Origin of the sequence: Thalassobaculum sp., from assembly GCF_040219615.1 — a bacterium.
GTDB lineage: Bacteria > Pseudomonadota > Alphaproteobacteria > Thalassobaculales > Thalassobaculaceae > Thalassobaculum_A.
The window spans coordinates 369,542-391,183 of sequence record NZ_JAVJSE010000041.1; the positions used below are offsets into that span (position 1 = coordinate 369,542).

At 69.3% G+C, this 21,642-nt stretch carries 16 protein-coding genes and 1 tRNA gene; 6 read left to right on the forward strand and 11 right to left on the reverse strand.

What is annotated here, in order from left to right; translation table 11 throughout:
* Positions 1 to 5: 5 nt before the first annotated feature.
* The gene (gene mfd / locus RIC31_RS24720) at positions 6 to 3,485 is read right to left on the reverse strand and encodes a transcription-repair coupling factor (protein WP_350114518.1); all 3,480 of its coding nucleotides are present in this window, start codon (positions 3,483 to 3,485) and stop codon (positions 6 to 8) included.
* A 19-nt stretch (positions 3,486 to 3,504) separates the two neighbouring features.
* The gene (locus RIC31_RS24725) at positions 3,505 to 3,768 is read right to left on the reverse strand and encodes an FAD assembly factor SdhE (RefSeq protein ID WP_350114521.1); all 264 of its coding nucleotides are present in this window, start codon (positions 3,766 to 3,768) and stop codon (positions 3,505 to 3,507) included.
* A 102-nt stretch (positions 3,769 to 3,870) separates the two neighbouring features.
* On the opposite strand from RIC31_RS24725, the gene recG reads away from it, so the two are divergent.
* Complete coding sequence (gene recG / locus RIC31_RS24730; RefSeq protein ID WP_350114524.1) at positions 3,871 to 5,952, forward strand: ATP-dependent DNA helicase RecG; 2,082 nt, start codon at positions 3,871 to 3,873, stop codon at positions 5,950 to 5,952.
* Positions 5,953 to 5,954: 2 nt separating this feature from the next.
* Here recG and RIC31_RS24735 read toward each other — a convergent pair whose 3' ends face one another.
* From RIC31_RS24735 to RIC31_RS24745, 3 genes are all read right to left on the reverse strand, one after another.
* Positions 5,955 to 7,295 carry a sensor histidine kinase gene (locus RIC31_RS24735; RefSeq protein ID WP_350114527.1) on the reverse strand — a complete coding sequence of 447 codons (1,341 nt, stop codon included), beginning with the start codon at positions 7,293 to 7,295 and terminating at the stop codon, positions 5,955 to 5,957.
* Positions 7,296 to 7,479: 184 nt separating this feature from the next.
* Complete coding sequence (locus RIC31_RS24740) at positions 7,480 to 8,175, reverse strand: DUF502 domain-containing protein (RefSeq protein WP_350114530.1); 696 nt, start codon at positions 8,173 to 8,175, stop codon at positions 7,480 to 7,482.
* Between the two features lie 9 nt (positions 8,176 to 8,184).
* Positions 8,185 to 9,060, reverse strand: a complete 876-nt coding sequence (locus RIC31_RS24745) for an alpha/beta fold hydrolase (protein WP_350114533.1) — start codon at positions 9,058 to 9,060, stop codon at positions 8,185 to 8,187.
* A 134-nt stretch (positions 9,061 to 9,194) separates the two neighbouring features.
* Here RIC31_RS24745 and RIC31_RS24750 point away from each other — a divergent pair, with 134 nt between their 5' ends.
* Positions 9,195 to 10,364: an aminotransferase class V-fold PLP-dependent enzyme gene (locus RIC31_RS24750; RefSeq protein ID WP_350114536.1), complete on the forward strand. Its 1,170-nt coding sequence runs from the start codon at positions 9,195 to 9,197 to the stop codon at positions 10,362 to 10,364.
* 46 nt (positions 10,365 to 10,410) lie between these two features.
* Here the strand turns inward: RIC31_RS24750 and RIC31_RS24755 are convergent, their stop codons facing one another.
* On the reverse strand, positions 10,411 to 10,644 hold the full coding sequence (locus RIC31_RS24755) for a hypothetical protein (RefSeq protein ID WP_350114539.1): 234 nt from the start codon (positions 10,642 to 10,644) through the stop codon (positions 10,411 to 10,413).
* A 43-nt stretch (positions 10,645 to 10,687) separates the two neighbouring features.
* Positions 10,688 to 11,056, reverse strand: a complete 369-nt coding sequence (locus tag RIC31_RS24760; RefSeq protein ID WP_350114541.1) for a hypothetical protein — start codon at positions 11,054 to 11,056, stop codon at positions 10,688 to 10,690.
* Positions 11,057 to 11,319: 263 nt separating this feature from the next.
* On the opposite strand from RIC31_RS24760, the gene RIC31_RS24765 reads away from it, so the two are divergent.
* Genes RIC31_RS24765 through RIC31_RS24780 form a run of 4 tightly spaced genes read left to right on the forward strand, consistent with a single transcriptional unit; the run spans position 11,320 to position 16,010 of the window.
* On the forward strand, positions 11,320 to 11,991 hold the full coding sequence (locus RIC31_RS24765) for a hypothetical protein (RefSeq protein ID WP_350114544.1): 672 nt from the start codon (positions 11,320 to 11,322) through the stop codon (positions 11,989 to 11,991).
* Positions 11,992 to 12,011: 20 nt separating this feature from the next.
* Positions 12,012 to 13,850, forward strand: coding sequence for an asparagine synthase (glutamine-hydrolyzing) (gene asnB, locus RIC31_RS24770; RefSeq protein ID WP_350114547.1), 1,839 nt, complete (start codon positions 12,012 to 12,014; stop codon positions 13,848 to 13,850).
* Positions 13,847 to 14,677 carry an ABC transporter permease gene (locus RIC31_RS24775; protein WP_350114549.1) on the forward strand — a complete coding sequence of 277 codons (831 nt, stop codon included), beginning with the start codon at positions 13,847 to 13,849 and terminating at the stop codon, positions 14,675 to 14,677. Before asnB ends, RIC31_RS24775 begins: the two co-directional genes overlap by 4 nt.
* On the forward strand, positions 14,667 to 16,010 hold the full coding sequence (locus tag RIC31_RS24780; RefSeq protein WP_350114552.1) for an ABC transporter ATP-binding protein: 1,344 nt from the start codon (positions 14,667 to 14,669) through the stop codon (positions 16,008 to 16,010). The genes RIC31_RS24775 and RIC31_RS24780 overlap by 11 nt, the downstream gene beginning before the upstream one ends.
* A gap of 21 nt (positions 16,011 to 16,031) precedes the next feature.
* Here the strand turns inward: RIC31_RS24780 and RIC31_RS24785 are convergent, their stop codons facing one another.
* From RIC31_RS24785 to gyrA, 4 genes are all read right to left on the reverse strand, one after another.
* Positions 16,032 to 17,753 (reverse strand): glycosyltransferase family 4 protein, encoded by a 1,722-nt coding sequence (locus RIC31_RS24785; RefSeq protein WP_350114555.1) that lies wholly within the window; start codon positions 17,751 to 17,753, stop codon positions 16,032 to 16,034.
* Between the two features lie 134 nt (positions 17,754 to 17,887).
* A tRNA-Lys gene (locus RIC31_RS24790) sits at positions 17,888 to 17,963 on the reverse strand.
* A gap of 108 nt (positions 17,964 to 18,071) precedes the next feature.
* Entirely contained in the window at positions 18,072 to 18,653 is a 582-nt protein-coding gene (gene coaD / locus RIC31_RS24795; protein WP_350114557.1) for a pantetheine-phosphate adenylyltransferase, read from the reverse strand.
* Positions 18,650 to 21,439: a DNA gyrase subunit A gene (gene gyrA / locus RIC31_RS24800; protein ID WP_502990150.1), complete on the reverse strand. Its 2,790-nt coding sequence runs from the start codon at positions 21,437 to 21,439 to the stop codon at positions 18,650 to 18,652. Before gyrA ends, coaD begins: the two co-directional genes overlap by 4 nt.
* Between the last annotated feature and the right edge of the window lie 203 nt (positions 21,440 to 21,642).

Below are 21,642 nucleotides of genomic sequence, written 5' to 3' on the forward strand. Positions count from 1 at the left end.
GCCGCTCAGGCCGCGACCGCCACCAGTTCCTGCATCAACCGGGTCAGGCCGACGACCCGCTGCTCCGGCTTGTCCCAGGGCCGGCGGTAGACCAGCTTGTGGTCGGGCCGCAGCTGCACGGTGCCGGCCTGCTTCTGCATGAAGGACACCAGCCCGGCCGGGTTGCGGAAGTCGTTGTTGCGGAACGCCAAAATCGCGCCCTTCGGACCGGCGTCGACCTTCTCCACGCCGGCGGCCCGGCACAGCCGCTTGATCGCGACGATCTTCAGCAGGTTCTCGACCTCCGACGGCATGGCGCCGAAGCGGTCGACCAGCTCGGCCGCGAAGGCGTCGATCTCGTGCTCGTCCGACAGGGTGGCGATCCGGCGGTACAGGCTCATCCGAACCGACAGGTCGGGGACGTAGGCCTCGGGGATCATCACCGGCATGCCGATGGCGATCTGCGGCGTCCAGGCGCCCTCCTCGGCGTCCAGTCCCTCGCCCGACTTGGCGGCCTCGACCGCCTCGCGCAGCAGTTCCTGGTAGAGCTCGATGCCGACCTCCTTGACGTGTCCGGACTGCTCGTCGCCGAGCAGGTTGCCCGCACCCCGGATGTCCATGTCGTGGCTGGCCAGGGAGAAACCGGCACCCAGATTGTCGAGGGTCTGCATGACCTCGAGGCGGCGCTTGGCGGTCGGGTTCAGAACCTTGCTCGGATGCGTCGTCAGATAGCCGTAGGCCCGGGTCTTCGAGCGCCCGACCCGGCCGCGCAGCTGGTAGAGCTGGGCGAGGCCGAACATGTCGGCGCGGTGGATGACGATGGTGTTGGCGTTCGGGATGTCGAGGCCGGACTCGACGATGTTGGTCGACAGCAGCACGTCGAAGCCGCCGTCGGTGAAGGCGGTCATCACGTCCTCCAGCTCGGTCGGCGTCATGCGGCCGTGGGCGACCCCGACCTTGACCTCGGGGACCAGCTTGACCAGCCGCTCCTGGACCCGCGCCAGGTCCTCGACCCGCGGGCAGACGTAGAAGGTCTTGCCGCCGCGATAGCGCTCGCGAAGGATCGCCTCGCGGATGATCACCCCGTCATAGGGCATCACGAAGGTGCGCACCGCCAGCCGGTCGACCGGCGGGGTGGCGATCAGGCTGAGCTCGCGCACGCCCGACAGCGCCATCTGCAGGGTCCGCGGGATCGGCGTCGCGGTCATGGTCAGCACGTGGACCTCCTTGCGAAGGTCCTTGAGCCGCTCCTTCTGGGCGACGCCGAAATGCTGCTCCTCGTCGACGATCAGCAGGCCGAGATTGTCGAAGGCGATCTGCTTCGCGAGCACCGAGTGGGTGCCGACCACCAGGTTGACGTCGCCCGAGGCGATGCCCTTTCGGATCTCCGCGGCGTCCTTCGGCGTGACCAGCCGGGACAGCTGCTCGATCCGGATCGGCAGGCCCTGGAAACGGTCCCGGAACGCCCGGAAATGCTGGCGGCACAGCAAGGTGGTCGGCACCACCACCGCGACCTGGAAGCCCTGCATGGCAGCGACCAGAGCGGCCCTGAGCGCCACCTCGGTCTTGCCGAAGCCGACGTCGCCGCAGACCAGCCGGTCCATGGGCCGGCCCGACGCCATGTCGCCCAGCACTTCGTCGATCGCCTTGAGCTGGTCGTCGGTCTCGGTGTACGGGAACCGGGCGCAGAACTCGTCATAGGCCCCGGCCGGCGGATACAGCGGCTCGGTGCGCCGCAGCTCGCGCTCGGCGGCGATCGCGATCAGCCCCTCGGCCATGTCGCGGAGCCGCTTCTTGACCCGCGCCTTGCGGGCCTGCCAGGCGGCGCCGCCGAGCTTGTCGAGCTGGGCGTTGCTGTCCTCGGAGCCGTAGCGCGACAGCACGTCGATGTTCTCGACCGGCACGAACAGCTTGTCGCCGCCGGAATAGGCCAGCCGCAGGCAGTCGTGCGGCGCCCCGCCGATCTCCAGGGTCTCGAGGCCGAGATACTGGCCGATGCCGTGCTCGGCATGCACCACGTAGTCGCCGGCGTCGAGCGCGCCGACCTCCTGCAGGAACTCCTCGCCGCGCCGCTTCCGGCGGCTCGACGGCCGCGCCATGCGCTCGCCGACGACGTCGGGCTCGGCCACCAGGGTGATGCCGTCGTGCCGCCAGCCGCGCTCCAGCGGCAGCACCGCGGCCGCCACCGTGCCGGCCGGCAGGTCGCCGACCTCGGACAGGCTGTCGACCGGCTCGATCGGCTCCAGCCCGTGGTCGCGCAGCAGGCTGGCCAGGCGGTCGCGCGACCCGTCGCTGTAGCCCGCGACGATCACCCGGCGGCCGGCGACCAGCTCCGCCGCGATGGCGTCGCGGGTGGCGTCGTAGACCGCCGAGCCGCCGCGGGTCCGGGCCTCCGCCAGGTCGATCCCGCCGGTCGCTCCCAGGTCGATGACCGCCGCGCCCGGCGGCGACGCGAACGGGGTCATCGCGCCGACCGCCCGGTCGGCCAGCAGCGCCGTCCACTCGTCCGGCGCCAGGTACAGCGCGTCCACCGGCAACGGCCGGTAGATCCCGCCCGACTCGGCGCCGCCGGACCGCATCATCTGCCGCCGCGCGTCGTGATACTCGGCGATCTGCTCGAACCGCGTCGCCGCCGCCTCCTCGGCCTGGTAGTCGAGGGTGACGGCGACCTCGCCGACATAGTCGAGCAGGGTCTCCATGCGGTCGTGGAACAGCGGCAGCCAGTGCTCCATGCCGCCGTGGCGCTGGCCGGCCGAGACCGCGTCGTACACCGGGTCGGCAGCCACCTCGGCCCCGAACTGGTTGCGGTAGCCGGACCGGAAGCGCTGGATCGACGAGTCGTCGAGCAGGGTCTCGCCGACCGGGCGGAACACCACCCGGTCCAGGCTGCCGGTGGTCCGCTGGGTCATGGCGTCGAAGCGCCGCGCCGCCTCCAGCTCGTCGCCGAAGAAATCCAGGCGCACCGGCTCGTCCATGCCGGTCGGGAAGACGTCGACGATGCCGCCGCGGACCGCATACTCGCCCGGCTCGCGCACCGTGTCGGTCCGGCCGTAGCCGCTGCGGGTGAACATCGCCAGCAGGTCGCCGAGCGGCATCTCCTCGCCGACCTTGAGGGTCAGCGAGGCCCCGTCGAAATACCGCCGCGGCGGCACCCGCTGCAGCATGGCGTTGACGGTCGTCAGCACCACCAGCGGCCCGGCATCCGGCGCCGTGGCCGACAGCTCGGCCAGGGTCTCGACCCGCCGGCTGACGATCTCGCCGTTCGGCGACACCCGGTCGTAGGGCAGGCAGTCCCATGCCGGGAAGCTCAGCACCGGCAGCGCCGGGTCGACGAAGGCGATGGTCCGCGCCAGGGTGGCCAGGCGGGCGTCGTCGCGGGCCACGTGCAGCACCCGGCCGCGTTCCCGGCACAGGCGCACCACCGCGATCGCGTCGAGGCCTTCCGGCGCGGAGGCGATGGTCACCCGGCCGACGGCGGCGGGGAACGGCGACAGGTTCAGGGTCATGAGGGGCGGCGGGTGCGGGTCAATCGGTCAGCTCGAAGGCCTGGATCAGCCGCAGCACCGGCGTATCGTACTCGGCGGGCGGCGTCTCCTGGGAGGTGATCCACTTGTAGAGCCGCGGGTCGTCGATTTCGAGCAGCTTCTCGTAGTCGTCGAGCTGCTGCTCGTCGAGTTCCGCCAGATGGCGCTGGGCGAAGGCCCCCAGGAGCACGTCGGTCTCCTTGGTGCCGGTGTAGGCGCTGCGGTAGTAGAGGCGCTTGCGCCGGGCGTCGAGCACCACGGCCATGGCCGTCTCCTCTCTCCGGATCGATGAGGCGTAGGATATAAAGCCTGGGCCGGCCGGCGGCCAGTGTCGGCAACCCGCAATCAGCCGTGGACATCATCGACCGTGCGCCCCGAGCTTCTTTTCCCGCTGTTCGCCGAGGTCGGCAGCCTCAAGGGCGTGGGCCCGCGCTACGCCAAGCTGATCGAGAAGGCGGCCGGCGCCCAGGTTGTCGACCTGCTCTGGCACTTGCCCTCGGGCGTGGTCGACCGCCGGCCAGCGCCGCCGATTCCCGAGGCCCCGGACGGGCGGATCGCGACCCTGACCCTGACCGTGCTGCGCCACCAGCCGAATCCCAACCGGCGCGGGCCGTACCGGGTGGTCTGCACCGACGGTCACGGCGACATCGACCTGGTGTACTTCCACGCCAGGGGCGACTGGCTCGAGAAGCTGCTGCCGGTCGGCGAGCGGCGCGTCGTCAGCGGCCGGGTCGAGCGCTTCCAGGGCCGCGCCCAGATGCCGCATCCCGACCACGTGGTGCCGGAGGCCGAGGCCGACGAAATCCGCATCGTCGAGCCGTCCTATCCGAGCACCGAGGGCCTGCCGCCCCGGACCCTGCGGCGCGCCGTCGAGGCCGCGCTCGAACGCCTGCCGGAACTGCCCGAGTGGATCGCCCCGTCCCTGGTCGGCCAGCGCGGCTGGCCGGGCTGGCACGACTGCATCCGGCAAGCCCATGCCCCACAGGACGCGGCCGACCTGGAGCCGTCGACCCAGGCGCGGACCCGGCTCGCCTATGACGAGATCCTGTCCAACCAGCTGGCGCTCGCCCTGGTGCGGGCCCGCATGAAGCGCCAGAAGGGCCGGTCGGTCCGCGGCGACGGCCGGCTGCGCGACGCCGCGATCGCCGCCCTGCCCTTCGCGCTGACCGGCGCGCAGCGCTCGGCGCTGGCCGAGATCGAGGGCGACATGGCGGCCGACAGCCGAATGCTGCGGCTGCTGCAGGGCGACGTCGGCAGCGGCAAGACCGTGGTCGCCCTGCTGGCCATGCTGAACGCCGTGGAATGCGGCGCCCAGGCCGCCCTGATGGCGCCGACCGAGATCCTGGCCCGCCAGCACTTCGCGACCATCGAGCCGCTGGCCCGCAAGGCCGGCGTGCGGGTCGAGATCCTGACCGGCCGCGACAAGGGCAAGGCGCGGGCCGCCGTGGTCGGCCGGATCGCAGAGGGCAGCGCCGCCATCGCGGTCGGGACCCACGCATTGTTCCAGGAGGGCGTGGAGTTCCGCGACCTGGCCCTGGCGGTGATCGACGAGCAGCACCGATTCGGTGTGCACCAGCGCATGAGCCTCGGCGGCAAGGGCCAGGCCGTGGATACGCTGGTGATGACCGCCACGCCGATCCCGCGCACCCTGCTGATGACCGCCTATGGCGACCTGGACGTGTCGCGGCTGACCGAGAAGCCGCCCGGCCGCCGGCCGATCGACACCCGCACCCTGCCGCTGGACCGCCTGGGCGACGTGGTGGAGGGCGTCGCCCGCAAGCTCGACCAGGGTGCCAAGGTCTACTGGGTATGCCCGCTGGTCGAGGAGTCGGAGAAACTGGACGTGGCCGCCGCCGAGGAGCGCGCCTCGACCCTGAAGCGGCGGTTCGGCGACCGGGTCGGCGTGGTGCACGGGCGCATGAAGGGGGCCGAGAAGGACGCGGTCATGGACGCCTTCAAGAACGGCGCCGTCGACCTGCTGGTCGCGACCACGGTGATCGAGGTCGGCGTCGACGTGCCGGACGCCACGGTGATGGTGATCGAGCATGCCGAGCGATTCGGTCTCGCCCAGCTGCATCAGCTGCGCGGCCGGATCGGGCGCGGCGACAAGGACTCGACCTGCCTGCTGCTGTATGGCGGGCCGCTGTCGGAGGCCGGCCGGGCCAGGCTGGCGGTGATGCGCGAGAGCGAGGACGGGTTCCGGATCGCCGAGGAGGATCTGAGGCTGCGCGGTGCCGGCGAGGTTCTGGGGACCCGCCAGAGCGGCCTGCCGACCTTCCGGCTCGCCGATCCGGCCGCGCACGCGTCGCTGTTTCCGGTGGCCCGCGACGATGCCCGGCTGCTGCTGAACCAGGACCCCGAACTGGAGAGCCCGCGCGGTCAGGCCGCCCGCACCCTGCTCTATCTGTTCGAGCGCGACGCCGCCGTCCGGTACCTGCGCGGCGCCTGACCTCAGTCGGGTCCGACCGCCCGCTCGGCCGGCAACAGCACCCGGACCACGGTTCCCGAACCCAGGCTGCTGTCGATCTCCAGCCGGCCGCCGTGCAGCTCGGCCAGACGCTTGGACAACGGCAGGCCGAGGCCCGCGCCGCCGTGGTTGCGCCGGCCGTGGTGCGCGACCTGGATGAACGGCTCGAGCGCCCGCGGCACGTCCTCCGGCGCCAGGCCGATCCCGTTGTCCTCCACCCGTAGCTCGATCTGGCCGTCTTCGCGACGCTCCACGTTCACCGAGACCCGCCCGCCGGCGGGTGTGAACCGGACGGCGTTGGCCAGCAGGTTGATGACGATCTGGCGCATCTTGGTGGCATCCGCGGTCACCGGCAGGCCGTCTGTCGGAACCTCTGCCGTCAGGGTGACCCCACCGCTACGGGCCGTTCCGTCCAGCATCCCGGCGCAGGTCCGCGCCAGCGCCGCGAGGTCCAATCGATCCTCGTCGAGCTCGAGCATGCCGGCATCGTGGCGGGCAATGTCGAGGATCCCCTGAATGAGTTCGAAGAGATGCCGGCCGCTGTCGCCGATGGCCTGGGCGTACTCCCGGTAGCGCGGGCTGCCCAGCGGTCCCCACAGCTCGGCCTCGAGCGACTGTGCGAAGCCGATGATGGCGTTCAGCGGTGTCCGCAGCTCGTGCCCCAGATTGGCAAAGCTCTCCCGCTTCAGGATCTCGGCGGCCTCGGCCTGTTCCCGGGCCCGGCGGAGATCCTTGACCAGCGCCTCGTTCTCGAGCCGCAGGCGGATCCCGGTCGCGATCGCCCGTTCCGCGTCGCGACCCCACAGCAGCACCACGAGCAGGTAGACGACGCCCATGCCGGCGATCGCGACGTGGTCGCGGTCGGCGACCGCCAGGAAGCCGAGGATCGGCCCGACGGCCGAGGGAATCACATAGGTCCGGAACACGGCGGTACTGGCCGTCATCGAGAACACCGCCCCGGCGATCATGCCGCCGACCGAGATCGCGATGACCCCTTCGACCTGGATCGGCAGCTGCAAGGTGGCGACCGCGATCCCGGTGAGGCCCCACAGCAGGCTGGTGATGGCGACCCCGACCTGCAGCCGGCGCTCCCACCGGGGAGCGTCGCAGGCGGCCCCGGGCGAGCGCCGGAACCGACGCCAAAGCGCGAAACGGCCACCGGTCGCTACCGTCATGGCAAGCAGCCACGACGACAGGATTCCGGTCGGAACGGAACCCCAGGCGACCAACGCCAGCAGGCAGGCGACCGCCAGGTTCGCCAGAGCGGGGAACGGCGAGCGGAACAGCAGGCGGACCGCTTCCGACCGGACCTCACCGTCGGCCACGCGCTCGTCCACCGGACGTCGTTCAACGGACGTCGGCTCGGTCGTTTCGATCAGGCGACCGCTCGGCGACTTGGCGGGCATTCATTTCACGCGCAGGCTTCGACTGACGCCGCACGCAGCGCACGGCGTTCGTCTTCAATAGCGCAGGATGGTTAACGCTCCATTGATGCCGCGCGAATGAATTTCAGGCGACCGGTGTCCGCTCCCGGTCCTGCCCGGCCGCAGTCGCCGAAGGGATCTTCGGCTGCTCCTGCAGGGCCGCCGGCCGGCGGTCCGGCGGGGTCACCAATCCCCCGGACACCACCATCTTGATGCCCTCCTCTACGGTCATGCTGAGCACGAAGACCTCGGATCGCGGTACGAACAACAGGAACCCGGAGGTCGGGTTCGGGGTGGTCGGCAGGAACACGTTGACCACATCGTCCTCGGTCAGGTGCTGGACCTCGCCGACGGTGTCGCCGGTGATGAAACCGAGCGCCCACATTCCCCGGCGCGGGTACTCGATCAGCACGACCTGGCGGAACGCCTTGGACTGCTGTGCCAGGACGGTCTCGAGGATCTGCTTGAGCGCGCTGTGGATGTTGCGGACTACCGGCATGCGCTGCATCAGCCGGTCGAACAGCCGGATCAGCCAGCGTCCGACCAGGCCGGCGGTCAGGGCGCCGACCAGGGTCAGGAATATCACCGCGACGATCAATCCGAGCCCGGGCACGCCGAACGGAAGATAGGTCTCGGGATTGTAGCGGGCCGGGATCAACGGGGTGACCTGACCGTCGATGAAATCGATGATCAGCCAGGTCAGGTACAGGGTGATCCCGATCGGCGCAGTGACCAGGATCCCGGCGAAGAAATAGGCGCGCAGGCGTGAGAACAAGGGCATGGCGCTCGGTTAGCCTTCCAAAAACGGCAACAGTGCGGCCAGGGTCTCGGCCGGGGCTTCTTCGGGCAGGTAGTGTCCGCAGGGCAGTGCCGCCGCTCTCACGGGAGCCGACGTGTAGCCTTGCCAGACCGCCTGCACGTCGTAGGTGCGCCCGACCAGGCCGTCGGCGCCCCAGAGCGCCAGGATCGGGACGGTCAGCAGGCGGTCGCGATCGGCGCGGTCGTGCTCGAGGTCGACGCCCGCCGAGGCCCGATAGTCCTCGCAGATCGCATGGATCGTCTCCGGCCGGGCGAAGTGCCGCAGGTACTCGGCGGTCACCTCGACCGGAAAGATCCCGCCCTCGGCCCGACCCAGCATCCGGCCCAGGTAGTAGGCCGGGTCGGCGCCGATCATCCGTTCCGGCAGGTCGTAGGGCTGGATCAGGAAGAACCAGTGATAGTAGGCCCGCGCGAACGCCATGTCGGCCCGCTCGTACATGTCGAGCGTCGGGCAGATGTCCAGCACCGCCAGGCGCGTCACCCGGTCGCGATGGTCGCGCGCCAGCCGATGGGCGACCCGGCCGCCGCGGTCGTGGCCGACCACCGCGAACCGGTCATGGCCCCAGGCCGCCATGACCTCGGCCATGTCGAGGGCCATCGCGCGCTTGGCGTAGGGCGCATGATCGGGATCGGTCGGCGGCTTGCCGGACGAGCCGTAGCCGCGCAGGTCGGCGACCACGACGGTGAAACGCTCGGCCAGCCGGGGCGCCACATGACGCCACATGAGGTGGGTCTCGGGATGACCGTGCAACATCAGCACCGGCGGGCCGGAGCCGCCGCATCGGGTGTGGATCAACGTTCCGGACGTCGCGACGTCACGGGTCTCGAAACCCTCGAACCAGCCCAACGGGCACTCCTTGCCGGCCTTGCCGTCACCCTAGCAGAGCGCCTCGCCACTGCGCATCTTTCACGTGACGGTCGCCGCCGCGGAGAACTCTGCGGGATCTGGCGCGCGTTCCGAATTCGCGCCACCATCGCGCCATGTCCGACGCTCCCGCTTTCGGTGCGCCTGCCCGCCGGCTGTTCCAGCTCGAGGACGGCGCCGTCTACCTCAACCACGGCTCCTACGGGGCCACACCGAAACTGGTGACGGCAGCGCAGCGCCGCTGGCAGGATCGGCTGGAGGCCGAACCCAGTCGGTTCATGGAGCGCGAGTTCCGACCGGGACTGCGAGTCGCCGCCGAGCGACTGTCGGTGCATCTGGGCGTGCCGGGCCGGAGCATCGCGATGGTCGAGAACGCGACCCAGGCGGTGAACGCGATCCTGCGGTCGCTGACGCTGAAGCGTGGCGACGAGATCCTGATCACCGACCAGACCTACAACGCGGTGAAGAATACGGTCCGCTGGGTGGCGTCGCGCAGCGGCGCCAAGGTGACAGAGATCCAGCTTCCGTTCCCGGCCTATGCGGACGACTCGATCCTGCGGGCCTTCAGCGCCGGTCTGACCGATCGTACCCGGGTGGCGATCATCGATCACGTGACGTCGCCGACCGCCCTTGTCCTGCCGGTAGCCGCCATGGTGGCGGCGGCCAAGCAGGCCGGCGCCGCGGCCCTGGTCGACGGTGCCCACGCCCCGGGGATGCTGCCGATCGATCTGCCGGCCATCGGGGCCGACTGGTATACCGGCAACTGCCACAAATGGCTGTTCGCCCCGAAGGGCTGCGCGTTCCTGTGGGCGGCCGACGCCGTCAGGGAGGCCCTGCACCCGACGGTGATCAGCCACGGCTACGGCCAGGGCTTCGTGGCCGAGTTCGACTGGGTCGGCACGCGCGACGCATCGCCGCAACTGGCCCTGCCGGATGCCCTCGCCTTCCTCGAACGGCTGGGGGTCGACCGGGTGCGCCAGCACAACCACAACCTTGCCGTCGAATCCGGCCGTCGGCTGGCCGAGGCATGGGGGACCGAGGTCGGCGCGCCGCCCGGCCTGACCGGCTCGATGATCACCGTCCGGCTGCCCGACGGCCTCGGCACGACCCAGGCCCAGGGGCTCGAGATGCGGCGGCGACTGCTCGACGAGCGCCGCATCCAGGTCCCGATCAATGCCCTGGCCGGCGGCCTGTGGGCCCGGGTTTCGGCGCAGGTCTACAACCACGCGGCGGAGATCGACGCCTTGGCGGAAGCGGTGCTGGTGGAGCAGCGGAACGCCGCCTGAGCGATGCCGACGGGCACCGGAGCGGCCAAGGCCGGAACGTTCGATGTCAGTTGAGCTTGTGCCGGAATTTCCGCTCGAGGTGCTGCAGAACCTCGACGCGACGGGCGCCGCCGTTGGCGAGCGCGAGCTTGAACAGCCGGGACGCTTCATTCTCCGGCTCGGCCGCCGGCGCCTGCCCGATCTGGATCAGGGCCGCCTGCTGGGCCCGGGCCAGGACATCCGGGCTCACCCGCTTTCGCAGGGCTCGCAGCAGCTTCAGGGCCTTCTCGCGCTCGGTCATGGGTGAAGTATGTCGGAAACCCGGCGACCGAACAACTCGACGCTCAGAAGAACTTGGTCAGGAAAGCGGCAGCCAGGGCGCCGTTGGCGATCTTGGTCACGATACCCTCGGCCCGCCCCTTGTAGATGTCCTCGCCGTCCATGGCATTGATCTCGAAGCGGAACCGTTGTCCGGTAATAATGATGTCCTTGTCGTAGGGATCGAGAATGAAGCCCTTGTGGTTCAACTCCCGGATGTTGAAGACGTACTTGTCGATCTTCACCGTTCCCTTGGACACCGGCGCCGCCGGCCTGCCGCGCGGAGCGGCTGGCCGCTTGACGGGCTTCTTGCTGGATATCTTCAGGAAGTCGAACATGTCGACGACCATCCCCACCTGTGGGCCGATCTGTTCAGCGAAGTATAGTTCGCGCACCTTGGCAACTCAATTGTTGCGCAAGATCAATTGCATTTTCAGTTAATTCTCACTAAACGTGCATTGGACTGCATGGTCGATTGCCGTTCTCGCCGAAGCTGGCCGATCGGCGCGGTTGTTCCACCACGGCGACTGCGGTACCAAACCCCGTCGAACCTTGCGAACCGGTATCCCAAAGGAGTGGCGACCCGCGTGCCCCGATTGACCGACAACGCCGAGCCCCAACCTCCGGACGGCGTCCGCCGCGGGCACCGTGGAGCACCATGATCGTATCGGTGCACATCCCCAAGGCCGCCGGCACCAGCCTGCGGATCGCCCTCGAGCGTCGTCTCGGCCGCCGGCTTCTGCTCGACTACAACGACCGGCCGCTGCGCAGGACTCCGAAGTTCGAGGCACGGCGCGCCCGCCGGGCTGCGGCCGTCCGGGCCAAGGCCGATCGACTGCTTCGCAGGTATCGCGCGGTGCATGGGCATTTTGCCGCATCGAAGTACCTGCCGCTCGGACCGCAGGCGCGGTTCGCGGTGTTTCTGCGCGAGCCGGTCGCACGGACGCTGTCGCACTATCGCCACTGGCGCCGGATGCCGGATGCCCCGAACCCGATCGCGCGCCGGATCTTCAAGCAGAAGCTCGGCCCCGGCGACCTCGCCGAGATGCCCGAGTACAGGTGGATCTACGCCGATTTCCTCGGAGGGATGACTCTCGACGACTTCGCGTTCGTCGGGATCGCCGAGGAGTACGAGACCAGCCTCGAGCTGTTCCGGGCGGTCCTGGGCGTCGACCTGCCGGTCCTGCGGGAGAACACGGCGGACGCCTCCGAAGACACCGAGTTCCCGCCGGACGAGATCGCCCGGGTGAAAGCCGCACAGGCCGGCAATTCGGTGTTGTACGATCACGCCCGTCGCCGATTCGACGACCTCTGTTCGAAATTTCTCTAGGCGACGAGGACTCTGGAACCGTGTGTGGAATCTGCGGCATCGTCGGTGGAAGTAGCGACGGGAACGCCATCGACCGCATGGTCGCGGCAATGCACCACCGTGGCCCGGACGACCGCGGCACCTACCGCCGGGGACGTCTCGCGCTGGGAATGACCCGGCTCGCCATCCAGGACCTGAGCCCGGGCGGACACCAGCCGATGGCGTCGCCCGAGGGCGACGTCTGGATCGTCTACAATGGCGAGATGTACAACGCACCCGAGGAACGACGACAGCTGGAGGCCCTGGGCTACCGGTTCCGGTCGAGTTCGGACACCGAGGTGATCCTGACGATGTACCGGCACTACGGGCCGGCTTGCCTGCCGCGGATCCGCGGCATCTTTGCGCTGGCCTTCGTCGACCTGCGCGAGGACCCGGACGATCCGACGGTCTTTCTGGCGCGCGATCCGCTCGGTGTGAAGCCGCTGTTGTTCGCCCGGGGCGCCGACGGCAGCTTCGTTTTCGCCTCGGAGATGAAGGCGATACTCGCCAGCGGCGCGATCGCTCCGACGATCGAACCGCGCGCGTTGCGGTGCCTGCTCGAGCACGGCTCTGTGTTCCAGCCGGACACCATGATCCGCGGCGTGTCCATGGTCAGGCCGGCGCATTGCGTGACGATCCGAGGCGGCACGTCACGTGTCGAACGGTATTGGCGACTGGGGGTCGACCGCCACCCGGAGCTTCGCAGCGCCGACTACCGGGAACAGGTCGAGGTCATGGCCGACACCCTGCGCGAGACCGTCAAGGCGCAGCTGATCGGTGACGTCCCGATCGCGGCTCTCCTCTCGGGCGGCGTCGACAGCGCGACCCTCACCGCCCTGATGGCGGCCGAGATCGGAAGCAAGGTGAGGACCTTCTCGGTCGGCTTCGGACAGGAGCTCGCCATCTTCGACGAGACCGACGTCGCCGCCCGGTTCGCCGACCATCTCGGGACCGACCATACCCGGATCGAAGTCGGCCACGAGATGATCCGGGCGGAACTCGACCGGATCGTCGACAGCATCGACCAGCCGTCGATCGACGGCGTCAACACCTACTTCGTCTCGAAGGCCGCGGCCGAGCACGTCAAGGTGGCGATCTCCGGCACCGGCGGGGACGACCTGTTCATCGGGTATCCCTGGCACGCGCAGATGCTGCAGCAGGCCGACGGTGGGGATTTCCTCACCGACTATGCCGAGGCGGCAGGACGGTTCCACCAGACCCTCAGCGTCCGGGACGTGGAGATGATCATGGCCCCGACCTTGCTTGCGCGGAGCGGCCGCGACGTGCGTGCCGACTACCAGGCGCTCGACGAGTTGTCGAACTTCGACACGGTCGACCGGATCACCGCCCTCACCCTGCGCGGGTACACCAACAACCAGTTGCTGCGAGATATCGACGCGATGTCCATGGCGCATTCCCTCGAGGTGCGGGTCCCGTATCTGGACACCCATGTGATCGACCTGGCGCTGTCGCTGCCGATCGACGCCAAGCTCGCGCGCGGCATCCCGGATGCGCCGATGCGGGACAGCTACCGCGCCAGCGGCATCAAGCGGATCCTGATCGACGTCGCGATGCCGCTGCTGCCCGCCGGCTTCGATCAGGTTCCGAAGCGTGGCTTCGGCCTCCCGTTCGAGCACTGGCTCAACGGCCCGCTCCTGGACATCGTGAAGTCCGTGCTGCAGCCGGAGCGCGTCGCCCGGACAGGCGTGCTGAACGCGCGGAGCATGGCGCGTATTCAGGCGATCCTCGCGGACGGCAAGGTGATCTCCGGGTGGCGGCTCTGGCTCCTGATGATCTGCCAGCTCTGGGCCGAGCGCATGGGCGTCGAGCCGGCCCGATGAGCGTCCTGTCGAGCTTCATCGCGACTCCGGCCGCGATCGTCCGGTCGATGCTCACGAACCGCACGATCCTGCGCCAGCTCGTCCGCAAGGACATCTATTCGCGCTACCGCAAGTCCGCGCTCGGCATGGTCTGGGCGCTGCTGACGCCGCTGCTGACTTTCGCGGTCTACGCCTATGTCTTCAGCGCCGTGCTGCAGATCCGGTTTCCGTCGCGGGTCGCCGACGTCGAGCACAACTACGGCATCGTGCTGTTCTCGGGACTGATGCTGCACTTCTTCGTGACCGAGGTGCTCACCCGCTCTCCCACCCTGATCCTCGAGAACGTCAACTTCGTGAAGAAGGTCGTGTTCCCGCTGGAGACGCTCTCGGTGGTCGCGACCGGGTCGGCCTTCGTCACCCTGCTGTTCAATTTCGCCGTGCTGCTCCTGGCCCTGCTGTTCTTCGAGGCGCGGATCCCGCTGACCACCCTCCTGGTTCCGTTGGTCTGGCTGCCCTATGTGGCGATCGTGCTCGGCATCTCCTGGTTCCTGTCGTCGATCGGGGTCTATCTGCGCGACGTCGGCCACCTGGTCGGCATCATCTCCACGATCATGCTGTTCGGCAGCCCGATCCTGTTCCCGATCGAGACCCTGCCGGAATCGCTGCAGACGCTGGTCTGGCTGAATCCGCTCTCGGTTCCGGTGGACGCGACCCGCGACCTGGTGCTGTGGGGAACCCTTCCCTCGCTGCGGGCGCTGGCGATCTACTCGGGGGTCGCGGTCGCCGTCGTCTGGCTCGGCGCCTTCTGGTTCCAGTGCACCAAGCGGGGCTTCGCCGATGTCCTCTGAGGCTCAACCGACTCCCGGCGAGCCGGCGATCGTCATCGAGGACGTGACCAAGATCTTCTCGATCTTCAAGCGTCCGACCGACCGGCTCCTGCAGATGCTGTCGATGGGGCGCAGGCGCTACTACGAGACCTTCGTGGCGCTGAACCGGGTCACGGTCACCATCCATCGCGGCGAGACCGTCGGGATCGTCGGCCCGAACGGATCCGGCAAGTCGACCCTGCTGCAGATCATCGCGGGGCTGCTGCAGCCCAGCGGCGGGCGGGTCTCGGTGACCGGCCGGGCCGCCGCCCTGCTCGAGCTCGGCGCCGGCTTCAACCCGGAGTTCACCGGGCGCGAGAACATCTACCTGAACGCCTCGATCCTGGGCCTGTCCCAGGCCGAGATCGACGCGCGCTACGACGACATCGTCGCGTTCTCGGGCCTCGGCGATTTCATCGACCGGCCGGTCGTCACCTATTCCAGCGGCATGTATGTCCGGCTGGCGTTTTCGATCGCGGCCAGCGTCGACCCCGACATCCTGATCGTCGACGAGGCGCTCGCCGTCGGCGACGAGGGCTTCCAGCGCAAGTGCCTGGCGCGGATCGAGGCGCTGCGCGACAAGGGCACGACGATCCTGTTCGTCAGCCACGCCATGGGGATGATCACCCAGCTCTGCGACCGCGCGGTGCTGATGGACCGCGGCGAGGTCCTGCTGATCGGCGAACCGAAGCTGGTGGCCTCGAACTACTACCGCCTGACCCACGCCCCGGCGACCGACCGGGAGCGGATCCGCACCGAGATCAGGAGCGCGGTCGCCGAGGAGGAAGCCGAGATCCACGCCGGACTCGACGAGACGCTCCAGAACCAGAGCCGGGTCGAATACGAGAGCCAGGGCGCGCGGATCCTCGACCCGCGCATCGAGACCATGAACGGCATGCGGGTCAACCAGCTGTCCCGCGGCCGCATGTACAAGGTCTGCTACGACGTTGCCTTCGACAGCGACTGCGAGCAGGTCCGCTACGCGACCCTGTTCAAGACCATGACCGGCGTCGAGCTGTCCGGTCGGGCGAGCCACCGCCTGCACGACACCATGCCGAACCCGAGGACAGGCGAACGCGCGGTCCTGACCTTCGAGTTCCCCTGCAGCTTCCTGCCGGGCACCTACTTCATCAATGTCGGGGTCAACGGGCTGGTGGCCGGCGAACGGCAGTCCCTGCACCGGATCATGGACGCCGTGATGTTCCAGGTCCTGCCGGACACCGACGACAGCCTGGTCGGCATCCTCGACATCGGCATCATCCCCTCGGTCGACCACGACCTGGTGGCCGGCATCGCCCCGTCGGACGACGACTGAGGCCGCCGGCCCGGCGGGGGCTCAGCCCGGGCCCGGCTGCGGATCCGGCAGATCGACCTCGGACAGCGGCGGCGTCTTCCAGTCGAGCAGCCCGACCTTGCACATCCAGACCAGATGGCGGGCCAGGAAGTCGTGCGGGGTGTTGGTGCAGGCCTTCGCGATGTCGACGGCGCGCATCGAGCCGCGCTCGGCGACCAATGCGCAGATCCGGGTCGTCAGCCCAGGCGACAGCCGCCAGACCGCGGTCACGTTGTTCAGGGCCAAGGCATGGTGTCTTGCGACGTCCTGATCCACGGGGCTCGCGGCCGGGCGAAACTCGGTGTCGGCCCGCAGGGTTCCGCTGGCGAACCCGGCGAACGCCCCGAACGGGTCCTTGCGCACCGGGTTCCGGCGCGTGGTCCCGGCTGCCTCGTAGGCGGCGGCCGACCGCCGGATCGCTTCGAGTTCGTCGAACAGCCGGGCGTAGCCTGCGACCACCACCGGCCAGTCGAAGGTCTCCCGGGCGTGCCGGTGGGCCGCCTCCCCCATGCGGCGCGCCAGGCCCTCGTCCTCGGCGAGTGCGACCAGGGCGTCGGCGGTCGTGCGGATGTTCACCGCCACATGCGCCGCCACCTGGGCGACATAGTTCTGATAGGTGTCCATGCCGAGCGCGTGGCGGCCGGCGATCAGCCCGCCGGTGCCGTCGGGCGCGATCAGGGTCGGCACCCGAAATCCGGTGACGCCGTGGCGCACGGTGTAGCGGTAGCCGTCCCAGTCGCTGACCACCACCGGCAGCCCGGCGGCCATCGCCTCGATCGGCGTGATTCCGAAGGTCTCCTGGATGTTGTCGACCAGCGAGACGAACACGTCCGAGGCCGGCCAGATCCGCTCCAGCACCGCCGGGTCGTTGCCGTCGAGGAAGCGGACGGTCACGCTCGGGGCGTACAGCGCGGCCGCCTCCCGCCACATCCGGGAATCCCGCTCGGGGTTCGGGAACCAGCCGGCCATCAGGAACTCAACCGGCCGGCCGGTCCGCCGGGCAGTCTCCTCGGCGGCGGCGAACATTGCCTGCGGATAGGCCTTCTCGAAGAAGGACAGACGGCCGAGCCACAGCAGCGCGAAGGCGTCCTCGGCAACTCCGAGCGCCAACCGCGCCTCGCCGCGGCGGCTCCGGTCGTTGCGGGCCGCAAAGGACGCGACGTCGACGCCGAGCGGGATCATCGGGAGCTGCGGCAGCGGCCGGCGATGGCCGGTGCCGGGGATCACGAAGCGCGAGGCCAGGTAGTCGCTGGTCTCCTCCAGCAGGGTGCGCAGGTGCCGCTGCACCGCTGGCGAGGTGCAGATGATGGCATCCCAGGGCTCGACCGGGCTGGCCACGACCTCGGCGGTGTAGGCCCGCATCGCCTGCGGGCCGAGCGAGTGCAGCAACCCGACCAGGCTGTACGCGCGCTCGTCGTCGCCGCGGCGCAACCAGCCGAGCTCGGCGAGCCGGGACTGGCCGCGGAACAGCACGCCGCAGTCGGCGATCGCGCGATGGTTCAGGATCGAGGTGGCGCGCACCGGCTTGGGCGCCGCGCCGCCGAACAGGTTGCCGGCCAGCTCGGCGTCGTCGACCTTGTTGTGCACCAGGAACAGCTGGTCGTCCCAGGGCCCGTGCTCGATCAGCGCCCGGAACAGCCCGCGGTTGGCGATGTCCTTGCCGAACGGATTGGTCCGCTGCTGCATCGGGTTGTCGCCGATGTAGATGGCGCAGCCGCCTGCCATGTACGGGGTCCTTCCTGGATGACGGTCCGTGGACGGGAAATCGCCTGTCCAGGACCTGCAGCGCCGCACGAGAAGGCTGCGGTGGGGCAATCCGTCGTTCCCCGAATCGACTGCGGGAGAATCGGCGGCGGGAATGGTGAGCGCGACAGGACTCGAACCTGTGACCCGCTGATTAAAAGTCAGCTGCTCTACCAACTGAGCTACGCGCCCGCCCCGACCCCGCCCGGATGCTGCCGCCCGGGGGTCGTCACGACGGCGGGAACCTAGGCAGGCGGCCGTCCCAGGTCAACTCAATTGCCGCCCGGCCCGGCTCCCGGGTCAGTCCCCGAACGGACCGGTCTGCTTGGCCTGGCTTGCCTGCGACGGATCGCTGTTGAAGCGGTTCATCACCCGCTCGGCGACCCGCGGGGTGACGAACTCGGTGATCGGCCCGCCGAGCCGGGCGATCTCCTTCACGAATCGCGACGAGATGAACTGGTGGCGGTCCGACGCCATCAGGAACATGGTCTCGATCCGCGGGTTCAGGCGGGCGTTCATCCCGGCCATCTGGAATTCGTACTCGAAGTCCGAGACCGCCCGCAGCCCGCGGATGATCACCGAGGCCCCCTGGGACTCGGCGAAATGCATCAGCAGCGAGCCGAACGGCTTGACGTCGATCGCGCCCTTGAAGCCGTCCTCGGCGTTCTTGGCGAGGATCTCTGCGATCTCGTCCTGGACCATCTCGACCCGCTCGTCGAGGCTGAACAGCGGTCCCTTCCCGGCATTCCGGGCGACCGCGACGACCAGGCGGTCGACGGTCTTACTGGCGCGCCGGATGATGTCGATATGGCCCCTGGTGATCGGGTCGAACGTTCCCGGATACACCCCGACGCGTTCGGGGCGTGTCACCTTGCTGGTCATTCCGTCGTGTCCCCCTGATCCGGGCCGGCCCCATCGTCGCGGGCTCCGTCATCGCCGGCCCCGCTGCCCTCGGGACCGCTGCCCTCGGGACCGCTGCCGCCGGCACCGTCCGTGCCGACGGCGTCGCCGTTCTCGTCGTCGCTGCTCTCGCTGTCGCCGTTCTCGCCGACCAGGGACACCGAGACAACCTTCTCCTCGTCGTCGCCGCCGACCCGGAACAGCAGCACGCCCTGGGTCTTGCGCGCCGCCACCCGGATATCGTCGACCGGGCAGCGGATGACCTGACCGCCGTTGGTCACCAGCATGATCTGGTCGCTCGGCGTCACCGGGAAGGCGGTGACCACCGGCCCGTTCTTGCGGGTGACGTCCATCGACGCGATGCCCTGGCCGCCGCGCCCGGTGACCCGGTATTCGTGCGCCGAGGTGCGCTTGCCGTATCCCTTCTCGGTGACCGACAGCACGAACTCCTCGCCGGCCCCGAGAATCGCGAACCGCTCCTCACTCAGCATCACCTCGGGAGCCGTTGCGTCCTCGTCGCCCTCGCCGCTGCCGCGCCGGATCCAGGCGGCCTGGCGCAGGTATACCTCGCGCTCACTCTGCTCGCCCCCCGCGACGTCCTGGTAGTCGACATGCCGCAGGATCGACATCGACACCACCGCGTCGCCCGAGGCCAGCCGGATGCCCCGGACCCCCAGGGAATCGCGGCCGCGGAACAGCCGGACATCCGCCACCGGGAACCGGATCGCCTTGCCGAGCCGGGTCGCCAGCAGCACGTCGTCGCCCTCGTTGCATGGCATGACCGCGATCAGCCGGTCGTCGTCCTCCAGCTTCATCGCCCGCTTGCCGGCGCGGTTGATGTTCGTGAAGTCGCTGAGCGCGTTGCGCCGGACGGTGCCGGCGGCGGTCGCGAACATCACGTGCAGCCCGTCCCAGCTCGCCTCGTCCGCCGGCATCGGCATGACGGTCTGGATCCACTCGCCCTCTTCGAGCGGCAGCAGGTTCACCATCGGCCGGCCGCGTGACTGCGGCGTGCCTTCCGGCAGGCGGTAGGTCTTGAGCTGGTAGACCTGACCGCGCGAGGTGAAGAACAGGATCGGGGCGTGGCTGTTCGCCACGAACAGCCGGTGCACCCAGTCCTCGTCGCGGGTCGCCATGCCGGCCCGGCCCTTGCCGCCGCGCTTCTGCGACCGGTAGGTGGTCAGCGGCACCCGCTTGATGTAGCCCGAGTAGCTGACGGTGACGACCATGTCCTCGCGGGCGATCAGGTCCTCGATGTCGTGCTCGAACTCGCTTTCCTGGATCTCGGTCCGGCGATCGTTGGCCCAGGCCTCGCGGGTCTGCCGCAGTTCGTCGCGCAATACGCCCAGCAGCCGCGGGCGCGAGGTCAGGATCGCCAGGTAGTCCCTGATCCGGCCGGCGATCTCCTCCGCCTCCTCGATCAGCTTGGAACGCTCCATGCCGGTCAGGCGCTGCAGCCGCAGCTCCAGGATGGCGCGCGCCTGTGGCTCGGACAGCCGGTAGGTCCCGTCCTCGGCGACCCGGTGCCCCGGATCGTCGATGATGGCGATGAAGTCGGCGACGTCCTGGGCGTTCCAGTCGGTGTCGCACAACCGGCGCCGGGCCTCGCCGGCGTCCGGCGACGACCGGATCAGCGCGATCACCGCGTCGAGGTTGTTGATCGCCACCATCAGGCCGGCCAGCACATGGGCGCGCTCGCGCGCCTTGTAGAGCAGGTACCGGGTGCGGCGGGTGATCACCTCCTCGCGGAACTCGACGAACGCGAAGATCACGTCGCGCAGGTTCATCTGCAGCGGCCGGCCGCGGTTCAGCGCCAGCATGTTGACGCCGAAGCTGGTCTGCAGCGGGGTGTAGCGGTAGAGCTGGTTCAGCACCACTTCGCCGATGGCGTCCCGCTTCAGCTCGACCACCACGCGCACGCCGTCGCGGTCGCTCTCGTCGCGCAGGTCGGAGATACCCTCGATGATCTTGTCGCGGACGGTTTCGCCGATCCGCTCGATCATCCGGGCCTTGTTGACCTGGTAGGGAATCTCGGTGACGACGATCGCGAAGCGGTCCTTGCGGATCTCCTCGATCTCGGCCCGGCCGCGCATGACCACCGAGCCGCGGCCGGTGTGGTAGGCCTCGCGGATGCCGGACCGGCCGAGGATCAGGCCGCCGGTCGGGAAGTCCGGCCCGGGCACGAAGGCCATCAGCTCGTCGATCGTGATGCCGGGGTTGTCCAGCATCGCCAGGCAGGCGTCGACCACCTCGCCGAGGTTGTGCGGCGGGATATTGGTCGCCATACCGACCGCGATGCCGCCGGCACCGTTGACCAGCAGGTTCGGGTACTCGGCCGGCAGCACCGAGGGCTCTTCCGTGGTCTCGTCGTAGTTCGCGACGAAGTCGACGGTCTCCTTGTCGATGTCGCGCAGCAGGCCCTCGGCCGCCTTGGCCAGCCGGGCCTCGGTGTACCGCATGGCCGCCGGCGGATCGCCGTCCATCGAGCCGAAGTTGCCCTGGCCGTCGACCAGCGGCAGGCGCATCGAGAAGTCCTGCGCCATGCGGACCATGGCGTCGTAGATCGCGCTGTCGCCGTGCGGGTGGTACTGGCCCATGACGTCGCCGACGATGCGCGCCGACTTGCGGTACGGCCGCGTCCAGTCGTAGCCGCCGACCTTCATGGCGTACAGGATTCGCCGGTGCACCGGTTTCAGGCCGTCCCGGACGTCGGGCAGCGCGCGGGCCACGATCACGCTCATGGCGTAATCGAGGTACGAGCGCCGCATCTCGTCTTCGATGGAGACCGGGGCGATGTCGTGATGGTCGGGCGTAATGTCGGACAACCGAGGGGTTCCGGATCAGGTGGCTGTGGACGGCCTGGAACGGCCTTCGCGGCGCCGAATCGGGCACCGCCGCACTCTGCGAAAACTTAGCAGAGCGGCGACGATGCGGCAATGTTGCGGCGCCGAAATCACGGACCTGGAGCGAC

Bases quoted from the DNA above. Each gene is read 5' to 3' on its own strand.
- mfd (WP_350114518.1), bottom strand. From the start codon at position 3,485: ATGACCCTGAACCTGTCGCCGTTCCCCGCCGCCGTCGGCCGGGTGACC.
- RIC31_RS24725 (WP_350114521.1), bottom strand. From the start codon at position 3,768: ATGGCCGTGGTGCTCGACGCCCGGCGCAAGCGCCTCTACTACCGCAGC.
- RIC31_RS24740 (WP_350114530.1), bottom strand. From the start codon at position 8,175: ATGCCCTTGTTCTCACGCCTGCGCGCCTATTTCTTCGCCGGGATCCTG.
- RIC31_RS24750 (WP_350114536.1), top strand. From the start codon at position 9,195: ATGTCCGACGCTCCCGCTTTCGGTGCGCCTGCCCGCCGGCTGTTCCAG.
- RIC31_RS24755 (WP_350114539.1), bottom strand. From the start codon at position 10,644: ATGACCGAGCGCGAGAAGGCCCTGAAGCTGCTGCGAGCCCTGCGAAAG.
- RIC31_RS24765 (WP_350114544.1), top strand. From the start codon at position 11,320: ATGATCGTATCGGTGCACATCCCCAAGGCCGCCGGCACCAGCCTGCGG.
- RIC31_RS24775 (WP_350114549.1), top strand. From the start codon at position 13,847: ATGAGCGTCCTGTCGAGCTTCATCGCGACTCCGGCCGCGATCGTCCGG.
- RIC31_RS24780 (WP_350114552.1), top strand. From the start codon at position 14,667: ATGTCCTCTGAGGCTCAACCGACTCCCGGCGAGCCGGCGATCGTCATC.
- RIC31_RS24785 (WP_350114555.1), bottom strand. From the start codon at position 17,753: ATGGCAGGCGGCTGCGCCATCTACATCGGCGACAACCCGATGCAGCAG.
- coaD (WP_350114557.1), bottom strand. From the start codon at position 18,653: ATGACCAGCAAGGTGACACGCCCCGAACGCGTCGGGGTGTATCCGGGA.
- gyrA (WP_502990150.1), bottom strand. From the start codon at position 21,439: ATGCGGCGCTCGTACCTCGATTACGCCATGAGCGTGATCGTGGCCCGC.